We start from the raw sequence: 13,251 nt of genomic DNA on the forward strand, positions 1-13,251 counted from the left end.
CGTATATCTTCAACATTAAACATCAAGACATTGCATACAAAAGAAGAGAAACTCGAAGCCTTTGCCCGGCTTCTGGATATTCAGGAGCGTTTGCGTAAAGAGTGCCCTTGGGACAGGAAACAAACCAATGAAAGCCTGCGTCCCAATACGATAGAGGAGACTTTCGAGCTGGCAGACGCCCTCATGAAGAACGACTCCAAGAACATCTGCAAGGAACTGGGGGATGTCATGGAACACGTCATTTTCTATTCCATGCTCGGCGAAGAAAAGGAAGACTTCGATGTGGCTGATGTCTGCAATGCGCAGTCAGACAAACTCATGTTCCGCCACGACTTCATCGACTGGACAGGATGGAGCGTGACACATCCGGATATGACCGTCAATGCTTCCGGACAGGTTGTCTACAAAGACGAACTTGGAAAGGAAGCTGCCGACAGCCAGCAGGCGACTCCCGACACGGCTTCGCAGGTGGAATCGACATGGGAACAACGCAAGCAGCGCGAACGTGACGGCAACACCTCCGTACTTTCCGGCGTACCCGATTCGCTGCCCAGCCTTATCAAGGCCTACCGCATCCAGGACAAGGCACGCAACGTAGGCTTCGACTGGAAGGAGAAGGAGCAGGTGTGGGAGAAGGTCTATGAGGAGCTGGACGAACTGAAGGCTGAATTGAAGAAAGACGACAGACAACATTCAACCGAGGAGCTGGGCGACTTCCTTTTCTCGGTCATCAATGCGGCACGTCTCTATCATCTCAACCCGGACAATGCACTGGAACATACTAACCAGAAGTTTATCAGACGGTTCAGTTACATTGAAGAGAAAGCCAAGGAAAAAGGTGTCACTATCAAAGACCTGACGCTTGCGAAGATGGACCGGCTGTGGGAAGAAGCCAAGACGGCTGACCGCTGATGTCCATCGCCAATTTTAAAGATATAAATCAGACTCCAAAGAATATGAGAAATGCTTTTTATTTTATCGTTTCACTGCTGGTCCTTGCTTCAGCAATCTCCTGCAAGGACAGCAAGCCCAAGGCCGTGATGACACAGGAAAACGGGCAGACCGACACGCTTGCGACCGGTGACAGCACCGTTTATGGAACGATGGTGGACGGCGGGATGAATTCCATCGTTCTGCTAACCGACAACGGAGACACCATTGTGTATCTCACCAATCCTAATGATACTGTCGATGTTGTCAAGGGCGGAAAGCTCAACGGCGACCGCTTCGCCATTATCGGCTATAAGGAATACGGCGACCGCTTCATGCGTTCAGCCATCAACCTCACCTCGCTGTTGGGTAACTGGATCAGCCTTGACCGTAACTTTGAAATCAAAGAAGACGGTACCGTCACATCCAGTCTGCAGTCGGAAAAGAATCCTTGGACCTCGTGGAAGATATGGAACGGGAAACTGATCCTGTCCAAGGATACCTTCGAGGTAGACAACCTCGGTGCAGACTCTCTGGCATTGGAAAACAAAAACGGTATTTTCGTATTTACCAGAGGAAAGTAAATCGAATGGTGTGAGGTCGGGAGCTTATCTGCAAGAGAGGATGTCCTCGTCTGGACGACAGACCGACCGTGTACGACCGGATGGGGGTATCTGTCCTTACTGTCTCACCTGCCAGCATCCCTGACATACACTTCTATTCAAAGCATCTTATGGAACCATTCACCGTAAGGATCCTTGGCTGTGGCAGCGCCCTGCCGACTTTGCAGCATTTCCCCTCTTCGCAGGTCGTAGAACTTAGGGAGAAGCAGTTCTTGATCGACTGCGGGGAAGGAACGCAGATCCAGCTCCGCCGACTGCACATACGTTTCTCGAGGATTATAGCCGTATTCATCAGCCACCTGCACGGTGACCACTGCTTCGGTCTGCCGGGCATGCTGTCCACGTTCGGCATGACGGGGCGTACCGCTCCTTTGCATCTCTATGCGCCTGCTACCTTTGAGCCGGTTCTCCGTCAGATGCTTGACTTTTTCTGTCAGAATTTAGGTTTTGAAGTCGTCTACCATCCCGTTGATACCACCTTGCACAGGGTGGTCTATGAAGACAGGAGTCTGACCGTGGAGACGGTTCCTTTGCAGCATCGCATAGAATGTTGCGGTTACCTGTTCCGGGAGAAACCGACACTTCCGCATATCCGTCGTGACATGCTCGACTTTTATCATATCCCCGTCAGCCAGATCAACAACATCAAAGCCGGTGCAGACTGGACGACACCGGAGGGATTTCTTGTTCCTAACAGCCGGCTGACATACCCTTCCAATCCCCCCCGCAGCTATGCTTATTGCTCGGACACCCGATATTTCAAGACGCTTTGCAAACTGGTCAAAGGGGTCAACACCCTCTATCATGAAAGCACCTACACGACCGAAGATGTCAAACGCGCCCGTCTCTATTGGCACAGCACATCGCATCAGGCAGCACAGGTAGCCCGTGATGCAGGTGTGGGAAAACTGCTCTTAGGGCATTATTCCGCCCGCTATGGGAATGAGGAGAAGCTGCTGGAGGAAGCCAAAGAAGTATTTCCAAATACTTTCTTGACACAGGAAGGGAAGACCTTCGAAATCTGAATAAATCTGTTCCTTTACGGCAGGCATAAGTCTCACCAGGCAATTTTACATAATGTGCTGTTGACAAACCGTGTTAAGGGCTAACACCAGTCGTGTTAAAGGCTCGCACGTTTGTCATCTGCCACCCGGATAAAAACAACTTGGTAGCAAACACAGATATGATTTTAAAAAACCATTACATAATTTCAAACAAATCACCTGCAAATATGAAATACACGTGCAAAAAGCAAGTTTGCAACCAGCAGCCAGTCAATCAGTTATCAAGCCGTTCAAAAAAGGTGCTTGATTGGACTTCAAAAGGGCGTTGGTAACACGCTGAAAGAGCACCTGTTGCAAGTCAATCAGGCATCTTTTAGAAGCCAGAAGAGCATGTGTTGCTTTGAACTGCATGAAAACAGTTTACAAACACCGATGGTATGGGAATAATTTGTCTGTAGAAGACGGAAAGACATGCTGATGTACAGGCATCATATCAATTCGCCTTTTCAGCATCTTGTCTTGTAGTTTATCCTCCTTTGTCTGACATTTCCAATTGTTGCACACAGGCAGAACCATCTGCGCAAGAATGTAGTCAATAGTATTAAAGTGTGTGAAATATCCATTCTATTCCATCATGTTGTAACAGAAAAAACTTATTTTTGTGTAAGTATTAATATAGGAGAAAGCTTATGGGACAGAATGTGATCATATCGGAATTGTTCGGAAAAGATCTGGCGGCGGCCATCTCGGAGTGTGAACACGACAGAACCTTTGTACTTGTCGATGAGACGACACGTGCGAAATGCTGGGATTGTGTCAAGGACTACTTCTGCCTGAAAGGCGCACGGCTCATCACGATTGGAACAACCGACAGCTGCAAGACCGTCGAGACACTCACAGAAGTATGGAAGGCTTTGCAGGAGGGAGGGGCAACACGTCATTCACTACTTGTCAATCTGGGGGGAGGAATGGTGACCGACCTTGGAGGATTTGCCGCCTCGACCTTCAAACGTGGAATCAACTTCATCAATGTTCCGACGACACTCCTCGCCATGGTGGATGCCAGCGTGGGGGGAAAGACCGGTGTCAACTTCGGAGGACTGAAGAATGAAATCGGCATGTTCTCTGATGCGGCTTTCGTCATCCTTTATACCGGATGGCTCAAGACCCTTGATGAAGAGAACATCCGTAGCGGATATGCGGAGATGCTGAAGCACGGCCTGATTGCGGATAAGACAATGTGGGCAGAGTTGGTCGGCTTTGACCTTGCACGGCCTGACCTGTCGAAACTCTCGGTGATGCTCGGGAAGAGCGTCAAGGTGAAGGAACGTATCGTGGAAGAGGATCCGCATGAGAAGGGAATCAGGAAGGCTCTGAATCTCGGGCACACATTCGGTCATGCTTTTGAGGCATGGTCATTGAGACGCAAGCCGGTCCTCCACGGATATGCCGTTGCCTTCGGATTGATAGCCGAACTTTACCTGTCGGCTGCCTTGACAGGATTCCCTGCCGAACAGATGAGGCAGACCGTCAGCTTTATCCGTGCCTTTTATGGTGTCCTTCCCTTTACCTGCAATGACTATCCCGAACTGATAGAGCTGATGCACCACGACAAGAAGAACCGGGGCAGTGAAATCAATGTCACACTTCTGTCGGGAATCGGCGAGGTCCGCATCGACCAGACCCTATCCGAAGAGGAGGTCCGGGAGGCGCTTGATTTTGTCCGTGAGGGATAGACAAGGTGACAGGAGAAGTGATGCGTGCTATTTAGCTTGGTTCTTCGATTCTGCTTCCTGTGCCTCCTTGTTCGCCTCCATGGCGTTTTTCTTCCGATGGTACTGCATCACCTTCTTGCCGAAGAGGGCGGCCATGGAGTCGGCTGAGAGATAGCGCATGGAGCCGGAGTCGAAGCCGACGGAATCCTGCGGAATACGGTGTCCCTGCTCATCAACCGTATCTTTGTAGATATATAGCCTTCCGTTGAAAATATGCCAGCTGGTATAGACGGTCACCTTCGGATATTCCACCGGGCTCTCGTCCTCCAGCGAATTGGATTTGATGATATAGCCTACCGGAGAAGCCTGGTTGTAGCTTTTCAAAGTGAATCCGTACTCCCTGGGGATAAACAGCGCGGCCTTCATGGAGTCGCTCATCTCTGCCATGATTTCATCCTCCGACTTCGTCGGGTTCGGCTTCAGCTTCGGTACGACCTGGAACGTCCACGTGCCTTTCATCTGTTCGAGGTCGATGACCATCTCCGCCTCATAAGGGTCGATAGGGTTCGGTACGATCGCCAGTTCGTCTCCGATCTCCGGCGTACCGTACACCTGACCGTTGCGTTTGGCCGTAACGATGTCGAACTTTATCGGATCTCCTCCCTCGTTCGGCAGGAGGACAATCACCGAATCGGAGCATCCGTCGCACGCCAGACCGTATCGGGTACTGTCGCCTTTCAGCTGGGTCTCCACGTCGATAGCGCCTTGGTCGCCCGTCGTAGCCTGATTGTAACAGGCCGTGAGCAGCAGCAGGAACAGACTGGCAAAGGGAAAAGACAATTTCTTCATGTATTTACTTTTAGACTGCAAAGTTAGTCAATTATTGCAAAAAATATTAGCTGTCAGTTGTTTTTTGGAAAAATTTATCTAATTTTGCAGGTCAGATTGCAGTCTGCAATCCCTTCATTTAGATAACAACAGAAAACATATATGGGAAAGAAAATTCAGTTCAGTCTCATTTACCGAGACATGTGGCAAAGCTCTGGTAAGTTCCAGCCACGCAAGGATCAGTTGGTACGTATTGCGCCTGTTTTCATCGAGATGGGCTGTTTCGCACGTGTAGAAACAAACGGCGGTGCCTTCGAACAGGTGAACCTCCTCGCCGGTGAGAACCCGAACGAGTCTGTCCGTGCCTACACCAGAATCCTGCATGAGGCCGGCATCAAGACCCACATGCTCGACCGCGGTCTGAATGCACTGCGTATGTACCCTGTTCCTGACGACGTGCGTGCGATGATGTACCGTGTGAAGCATGCGCAGGGCGTGGACATCACCCGTCTTTTCGACGGTCTGAACGACATCCGCAACATCGCCCCGGCACTGAAGTGGGCGAAGGAAGGCGGCATGACACCTCAGGGTACGCTCTGCATCACCACCTCCCCTATCCACACCATCGAATACTACTGCAAGCTGGCCGACGAGGAGATTGCTGCCGGTGCGGAGGAACTCTGTCTGAAGGACATGGCCGGTATCGGCCAGCCGGTCTTCCTCGGTGAACTGACGCGCCGCATCAAGGAGAAGCATCCGGACATTCTTCTGGAGTACCACGGGCACTCCGGCCCCGGCCTTTCCATGGCCTCCATGCTCGAAGTTGCCAAGAACGGCATCGACATTCTCGATGTTGCCATCGAGCCGCTGTCATGGGGCAAGGTTCATCCGGATGTCATCTCCGTACAGAGCATGCTGAAAAACGCCGGCTTCGACGTTCCAGATATCAACATGGACGCCTATATGAAGGCACGCGCCATGACCCAGGAGTTCATCGATGAGTGGCTCGGCTACTTCATCAACCCACAGAACAAGTACATGAGTTCGCTGCTGCTTACCTGCGGTCTGCCGGGCGGCATGATGGGATCGATGATGGCCGACCTCGGCGGCATCCGCACGACAATCAACAATCTCCGCAGGAAGAAGGGCGAACCGGAGCTTTCAGTAGACGATATGCTCATCAAACTGTTCGACGAGGTGGCATACGTATGGCCGCGCGTCGGCTACCCTCCATTGGTGACCCCCTTCTCGCAATATACCAAGAACATCGCCCTGATGAACCTCCTCACCCTCGAGCAGGGCAAGGGACGTTTCGTGATGATGGACGATTCCATGTGGGGCATGATTCTCGGCAAGAGCGGTCGTGTACCTGGTGAAATCTGCCAGGAGCTGAAGGATCTTGCCAAGCAGAAAGGTCTCGAGTTCACCGATGCCGACCCGCATACCCTGCTCCCCAACGCACTCGACGACTTCCGCAAGGAAATGGACGAGAACGGATGGGACTACGGTCAGGACGATGAGGAACTCTTCGAGCTGGCCATGCACCCGGAACAGTACCGCAACTACAAGAGCGGACAGGCTAAGAAGAACTTCCTTGCCGACCTGCAGGCCGCCAAGGATGCCAAGCTCGGCGCCAAGGTCAGCCCGGAGGAGGCGGCAGCCTTCAAGCATGCCAAGGCCGACGCCATCGTCGCACCGGTCAAGGGTCAGCTCTTCTGGGAGTTCCAGGGCGACGGCGAAGCTGCTCCGGCAGTCGAGCCGTACATCGGAAAGGAATACAAGGAGGGCGATGTCTTCTGTTACATCCAGGCTCCATGGGGCGAGTTCGTCACCGTCCCTGCCGCTCTCGGCGGCAAGCTGGTTGAAATCAATGCCAAGCAGGGTGCCAAGGTGGGCAAGGGTGATGTCATCGCCTACATCGAGAGAGCTCACGAAGCATAAAGATATTTTAAATGATCAAAGCCATGCTTCCTCGTTCATGTCGGTGAATGCCGGCAGGGAGAGGAGGCATGGCTTTTTTGATGGAAGGAAACGGCCAGACAGCATATATAGAACAGCGGTACCGCTGCCGGCAAGAAGCTCAACGGGACTGTCAGGAACGGTAAAGCCCACAGATACATGGGCTTTGGTCGGATAACGGCCGATTCTTATAATCACAGGGTAGCTGGAGCCTTGACAGCAGAAAGGTATAATGTTCCCAAGGATGCCGTCCTCCCCCTACTCCATCTATACAACAACAAGCAATGGATTATCAGGCAATCATAGACAAATATTATCCCGAAGACAATGCTCTGCGCCACATCCTCCTTGTCCACAGCCGCTCCGTAGCCGACAAGGCTCTCGCCATCGCCGGTCATCATCCTGAGCTGGAATTTGACAGACGGTTCATTGAAGAGGCTGCCATGTTGCACGACATCGGAATCGTGCGCTGCAATGCGCCCGGCATACAGTGTTTCGGCAGCGAACCTTACATCTGTCATGGACACATCGGAGCCGGGATGTTGCTTGCAGAAGGTTTCCCGCGACATGCCCGCGTCTGCGAACGCCACACCGGAGCAGGCATCACTCGTAAACAGATACTCGTACAGCATCTGCCCCTTCCCATGCACGACTTCCTGCCTGAGACACCGGAAGAGAAACTTATCTGCTATGCTGACAAGTTCTTCTCCAAGAGCCATCTCGATCACGAAAAGAGTCTGGAGGAAGCAGAAACAAGTCTTGCGAAATTCGGAGAGGAAGGATTGCAACGTTTCAGAACATGGGAACAGATGTTCCGCATCGTTCCAGATGAAGAAGACGCATGACACGTCAGATCTCCACGCCGAACACACGCCTTACATTCTCATTTGTCTGACGGGCGATAGCAGCCTCGTCGACGGCATAGCAGGCAGCAAGAGTACGCATCACCTCTACGATGAAAGCGCTCTCGTTGCGCTGTCCACGGTGTGGGACAGGAGCCATGTAAGGGCTGTCGGTCTCGAGGACGATGCGGTCCAAGGGAACCGCCGCAGGAAGATCCTCACGCAGATGGCTGCTCTTGAACGTTGACACGCCACCGATACCAAGGACGAAACGGTCGAAACGGAGGAACGCCTCGGCTTCTTTCCGGTTGCCTGTAAAACAGTGAAAGACACCGCCTGGCAATTCCCTCTCATAAGCACGCATGACGCGCAGCAGTTCATTCTGCGCCTTCCGGCAGTGAATCATCAGCGGAAGCCGTGTCTCCACGCTCCACTTCACGGCCTCCTCGAAGGCGGCAAGCTGCTGCCGTTCGTATTCGCGCGACCAATAGAAGTCCAGCCCCACCTCACCGATGGCAACGACCGTCTCGCCCGGCAGCACCGTTCCCTCCGCCTTCTGACGGAGCGAAAGGAGGATGCGCTGGTGCATGGCAGCCAGCACTTCACGCCAGTCGTCACGCACCTCTTCGGGCTGCAGGCCGATCATGGGCCAGCAGGTGTCAGGGAACTGACGGCAGACAGCCAGGACGGAGTCAACCGACTTCAAGTCGATGGCAGGCAGGAAGATCTTTCCAACTCCGGCCTCATGGGCACGGCGCACGACCTCCGGAAGGTCGGTCTTGAAATCTTCTACATCTAAATGGGCGTGGGTGTCGATGATCATTTGTATGGGTAATAAAAAAGAAAGTATCTCCGAACTCCTGCAAAGGAGGAGGATATGAGATGGTCGAGATGGAAATGCAGATGGAGATAGGCGGTGAAATGCGGAGGAACGGATGAAGCCAGATACAGCTTGTCAACGCTGTCTATGCAGCAGTTTCTGTGCGTATGCCATCAGTTCGGTCTTGCGTTCATCAGAGACATTCACGGCGGCAAGATACTTGTTTGCCTCATCGAAATAATGATTGATGCAGTCTATCGCCATTCTGTCTACACCTATCTTGTTATACAATGCCGTGACGGCCGCCACTTTCTCGTTGCGGTGGAACGACTCACAGCCGATCCACTTCTCCAGCTCCTTCCGCTGGCGTGCATTCGCCTTGTTGAGCGCATTGATCAGCATATACGTCTTCTTGTTCGACGTGATGTCCCCCCCGATTTTCTTGCCGAAAACCTTGGGATCCCCATAAACATCCAGGTAATCGTCCTGCAGCTGGAACGCCAGTCCGATCTGTTCGCCGAACTTATAGAGATTGTCCATATCCTCAGAAGGCGCATCGGCCAGTATGGCACCGATTTTCATCGCACAGGCCAGCAGGACACTGGTCTTGAGCCGGATCATCTCGATGTACTCCGCTTCCGTCACATCGTTCCGGTGCTCAAATTCCATGTCGTACTGCTGTCCCTCCCCTATTTCAAGTGCCGTCACGGTGAAGAGCCGCAGCACATCCCGCAGGTGTCTGTCGTCGCACTGCTGCATCCGCTCGAATGCCAGGACAAGCATCGAGTCGCCCGAGAGGATGGCCGTATTGGCATCCCAGCGCACGTGTACCGTCTGCTGTCCGCGGCGCAGCGGGGCGTCGTCCATGAGGTCGTCGTGCAGGAGCGTGTAGTTGTGATAGGTCTCAAGGGCGCACGCCGGAGAGAGAATGGTCTCAGGGTCGTCCCTGAAGAGGTTGTAGGACAGAAGCATCAGCGTCGGACGTATGCGCTTCCCTCCCAGCGAGAGTACATATCTGATCGGTTCGTACAGGCTCTGCGGCCTGCGTCCGTAAGAGAGATTGCCTATATACTCGTTTACTTTGTCGAGAATTTCATCAGCAGTGTACATGATAGTGCGTTTGGTTAAACAGTTATTTTCTTTTTTCACCGGCGATGGATCCGCCTTTGCATATCAGGGGGCGTCATGAGAGCTGGAAGACGATGGGAATCTCCACAAGTGAACGGCACGGGCGGTTCTTTTCGATTCCCGGCTTCCATCTGCCCATCGTCCTGAGAACCCGCAGTGCCTCGGCATTGAGCACAGGAATCTTCCCGCTCTTCACCCGGACATCGTCCACCGTTCCGTCCACATTGATGATGAAGGTGATGTTCACCGTCCCCTGCACCTGCTTCTGCTTTGCATCGACGGGGTACTGCAGCGTCTTCGTAAGCCACTTCATGAACTCCACCCATCCGCCGGGCGGCGTCGGTGTCTGGGAGAGAATGCGCTTGCTGACTTTGTCGTCATAGCGTTCCGCCTCCTCTTCAGAAGGGTCATCGGTCATCTTCTCCATCTCCTTCTTTGCCTCTTCCTTTACTTTGGGCGGCTCGGGCGTAGTGGTCACCATCGGCATCACGACAGCCTCGTCGCTCACCTGCGGAGCCCCCGTCTTCCTGTCGTTGGCGTTCATGCTGCCCACGTCGTGCGGTGTCACCTTGTTGGGGATGTCGCGCCGCTTGAGGTTGAGCATATCCTCTATGGTCGGTTTCTTCTCGTCCTGTTTCTTCGCCAGGTCCTGCTGGTCGATGGCCGGCAGCATATCCATGTCGTGGAGCGTCACATTCTTCAAGGTCCTGGAGTCGGCCGCATCATCATCCGTACCTGCCGCATTGTATTCCATCGCCACAAAAAAGACAGAGAGGGCGATGATGATTCCCAGAAGGAAACCAACCCACCGCTTATTCTCCAGGTCTGCCCTGTCCGACTTCTTTATTTCCAAGACAAAATATACTAAATGTGCGCTTACGCCGTTATACAAACCATGGCAGGCATCGCAGGAAAATCCTCTGCGCCGCGCCGGAAGTTCAAAAGACAAAAGTAATAAGATATTCGGAAAAAGCAGTAACTTTGCCGAGAAATTAAGTCAGATCAGATGAAAAAAATCGTTTCTGCACTCCTGCTAACGCTTTTTTCTGCTGCCATGCAGGCACAGGAGAGCCAGACAGAATACAACTTCCTGCGGCTGCCGCTGAGCGCACACGCTGCTGCACTGGGCGGAGAGAACATCACCGTCATCGAGGACGACCCTTCGCTGATGTTCTCCAACCCGGCCCTGGCAGCATCGGTGAGCGACAGGACCGTGGGAATCAACTACATGAACTATATGCATGGAGTCAACTATATGGGGGCTTCCTATACCAAGGCCCTGGGCGAGAAAGCCACCGTCGCCGGCGGCGTACAGTACATGAACTACGGACGGATGAAGGAGACCGACGAAAACAACGTGCAGACAGGCACCTTCAACGCCAGCGACATTGCCGTCGAGGGCATCTTCGCCTACGAACTGGCACGGAACATCGTGGGCGGCATCACGGCGAAGTTCATCACGTCCTACATCGGACATTACAATTCGATGGCGGTAGGCGTAGACCTCGGTCTGAACTGGTATGAGCCGGAGGAACAGTGGTCGGTGTCACTGGTCGCCAAGAACCTCGGTGGCCAGATCAAGGCCTATGAGGAGGATTACGGCAAGATGCCGACGGATGTGCAGGTGGGTGTGAGCAAGACCTTCGCCGCTCTGCCCGTCAGGCTGTCGGCGACGCTCGTCGACCTTACCCATTACAACTACCGCCTTGCCGATCACCTCGACCTCGGCCTCGACCTCCTGCTTTCCGAGAGTATATGGATCGGCGCAGGCTACAATCTCCGCCGGGCTGACGAGATGACCGTCGGCAAGGCGGAGGATGCCTCTGCGCACGGAGCAGGCTTCAGCATCGGCGGCGGCATCAACCTTGAACGATTCAAGCTGAACCTTGCCTACGGGAAATACCATGCCGCCAGCAGTTCGGTACTGGTCAACCTGGCCTATTCTTTCTGACGGGCTCATGCCGACTGCCCGATGACGGCTCAAGGACAGTACGCTCATTATGAGCAGGCTTAAAGAACACTCTTGATGGATTTCTGCCTGTTAAGTGACAGAAACAGCTTCCTCCTTGAAGGAACAGGACGTTGCCATGCGACTGAAAGTAATATAAATGAGACAACTTCGTAGAAAACAGGAGAATGCCCAGAACGGACAGCCTCTATCCTTCTCGTCAGTACACAAGTTTCAAAAAAATTATCCCCCGATTCGCATCGAGGGATAACAACAACACAAACACAAAATAAAGCAGGATACACCTGCAATACTGTTTTTGTTTGCAAATACAGACTTTGTTAATCGTAGAATATTTTTTTAAACCTTGGATCTCTGTCTTTACATCACGCCATCGGCTCTGAGTTTTTCCTGCCATTTCCATGCTGATGCAAGAACATCAGACAAAGGAGTCTCAGCCTTCCAGCCTAACACCGTGTTGGCCTTGGTACAGTCTCCCCAGATCTTTTCTATGTCTCCCTCACGGCGCGGGCCGAACTTCCAGTTTACTTTTACTCCTGTGGCCTTTTCAAAGGTCTCCACTATTTCCTTGGTAGAATTGCCATGTCCCGTTCCGATATTGAAGTACTCGATGTTGTCAGTATCCTGATCCAACACACGTGCCATGGCCGCTACGTGAGCCTTTGCCAGATCGACGACATAGATATAGTCACGGATACAGGTTCCGTCTGGCGTGTCATAGTCATTGCCGAAGATGGTAAGCTGCTTCCTGATGCCCATCGCCGTCTGCGTAACATAAGGAATCAGATTGTTGGGGACACCGTTCGGCAACTCTCCGATCAAAGCAGAGGGGTGCGCACCGATGGGATTGAAATATCTCAGGACGATGCTCTTGATATTGGCGCCGCTATGGATATAGTCCAGGATGATCTGCTCGTTGATTTCTTTTGTGTTACCGTATGGAGAAGTCGCTTTCTGGTGAGGGGCATCCTCTGTAACCGGTAGATTCTCCGGTCTGGGTTGCCCATAGACGGTACAGGAACTTGAGAAGATAAATCCTTTCACATTATATGCCGGCATAAGTTCCAGCAGATTGATCAGAGAAACGATATTGTTCCGATAGTACAGCAGCGGCTCCTGCACGCTTTCACCGACGGCTTTAGATGCGGCGAAGTGGATAATCCCTTCTGTCTTCGGGTACTTACGGAAAACATTTTCTGTTGCCTCACGGTCGCGAAGATCAATCTGTTCAAATGCAGGACGTACACCCGTTATCTTCTCGATGCCATCCAGCACCTCTATCTTCGAATTAGACAGATTGTCGACGATTACCACGTCGTATCCGGCTTCAATCAGTTCGACACTCGTATGCGAACCGATAAAACCGGTTCCTCCTGTAACAAGAATTGTTTGTTTCATTTTATCTTTCGTTTTTCTTTATTTAGGCTGACCTG

Annotated in this window: 12 protein-coding genes; 7 read left to right on the forward strand and 5 right to left on the reverse strand. The window is 52.5% G+C overall.

The window, feature by feature from the left end:
• Window positions 1-30: 30 nt before the first annotated feature.
• The 4 genes from mazG to aroB all read left to right on the forward strand — a co-directional run bounded on the left by mazG (window position 31) and on the right by aroB (window position 4,293).
• Complete coding sequence (mazG, locus tag HMPREF9141_RS00325) at window positions 31-912, forward strand: nucleoside triphosphate pyrophosphohydrolase (RefSeq protein ID WP_007366364.1); 882 nt, start codon at window positions 31-33, stop codon at window positions 910-912.
• Window positions 913-956: 44 nt separating this feature from the next.
• Window positions 957-1,514 carry a lipocalin-like domain-containing protein gene (locus HMPREF9141_RS00330; RefSeq protein WP_040554106.1) on the forward strand — a complete coding sequence of 186 codons (558 nt, stop codon included), beginning with the start codon at window positions 957-959 and terminating at the stop codon, window positions 1,512-1,514.
• A gap of 149 nt (window positions 1,515-1,663) precedes the next feature.
• Window positions 1,664-2,578, forward strand: a complete 915-nt coding sequence (locus HMPREF9141_RS00335) for a ribonuclease Z (protein WP_040554313.1) — start codon at window positions 1,664-1,666, stop codon at window positions 2,576-2,578.
• A 668-nt stretch (window positions 2,579-3,246) separates the two neighbouring features.
• Window positions 3,247-4,293: a 3-dehydroquinate synthase gene (aroB, locus tag HMPREF9141_RS00340; protein WP_007366367.1), complete on the forward strand. Its 1,047-nt coding sequence runs from the start codon at window positions 3,247-3,249 to the stop codon at window positions 4,291-4,293.
• Between the two features lie 27 nt (window positions 4,294-4,320).
• Here the strand turns inward: aroB and HMPREF9141_RS00345 are convergent, their stop codons facing one another.
• Window positions 4,321-5,121, reverse strand: coding sequence for a hypothetical protein (locus tag HMPREF9141_RS00345; RefSeq protein WP_007366368.1), 801 nt, complete (start codon window positions 5,119-5,121; stop codon window positions 4,321-4,323).
• Between the two features lie 141 nt (window positions 5,122-5,262).
• Between HMPREF9141_RS00345 and HMPREF9141_RS00350 the strand changes: the two genes are divergently transcribed.
• Window positions 5,263-7,041 (forward strand): biotin/lipoyl-binding protein, encoded by a 1,779-nt coding sequence (locus HMPREF9141_RS00350; RefSeq protein WP_007366369.1) that lies wholly within the window; start codon window positions 5,263-5,265, stop codon window positions 7,039-7,041.
• A gap of 302 nt (window positions 7,042-7,343) precedes the next feature.
• Complete coding sequence (locus tag HMPREF9141_RS00355) at window positions 7,344-7,904, forward strand: HD domain-containing protein (RefSeq protein WP_007366371.1); 561 nt, start codon at window positions 7,344-7,346, stop codon at window positions 7,902-7,904.
• A gap of 4 nt (window positions 7,905-7,908) precedes the next feature.
• On the opposite strand, the gene HMPREF9141_RS00360 is transcribed toward HMPREF9141_RS00355, so the two are convergent.
• From HMPREF9141_RS00360 to HMPREF9141_RS00370, 3 genes are all read right to left on the reverse strand, one after another.
• Window positions 7,909-8,724, reverse strand: coding sequence for a TatD family hydrolase (locus tag HMPREF9141_RS00360; RefSeq protein ID WP_007366372.1), 816 nt, complete (start codon window positions 8,722-8,724; stop codon window positions 7,909-7,911).
• A 132-nt stretch (window positions 8,725-8,856) separates the two neighbouring features.
• On the reverse strand, window positions 8,857-9,831 hold the full coding sequence (locus HMPREF9141_RS00365; protein ID WP_007366373.1) for a polyprenyl synthetase family protein: 975 nt from the start codon (window positions 9,829-9,831) through the stop codon (window positions 8,857-8,859).
• 73 nt (window positions 9,832-9,904) lie between these two features.
• A complete protein-coding gene (locus HMPREF9141_RS00370; protein ID WP_007366374.1) occupies window positions 9,905-10,702 on the reverse strand; it encodes an energy transducer TonB in 798 nt (265 codons plus the stop codon).
• 153 nt (window positions 10,703-10,855) lie between these two features.
• Here HMPREF9141_RS00370 and porQ point away from each other — a divergent pair, with 153 nt between their 5' ends.
• Entirely contained in the window at window positions 10,856-11,800 is a 945-nt protein-coding gene (porQ, locus tag HMPREF9141_RS00375) for a type IX secretion system protein PorQ (protein WP_007366375.1), read from the forward strand.
• A gap of 378 nt (window positions 11,801-12,178) precedes the next feature.
• On the opposite strand, the gene galE is transcribed toward porQ, so the two are convergent.
• Window positions 12,179-13,216 (reverse strand): UDP-glucose 4-epimerase GalE, encoded by a 1,038-nt coding sequence (gene galE / locus HMPREF9141_RS00380; RefSeq protein WP_007366376.1) that lies wholly within the window; start codon window positions 13,214-13,216, stop codon window positions 12,179-12,181.
• Between the last annotated feature and the right edge of the window lie 35 nt (window positions 13,217-13,251).

It is taken from the genome of Prevotella multiformis DSM 16608, assembly GCF_000191065.1.
GTDB lineage: Bacteria > Bacteroidota > Bacteroidia > Bacteroidales > Bacteroidaceae > Prevotella > Prevotella multiformis.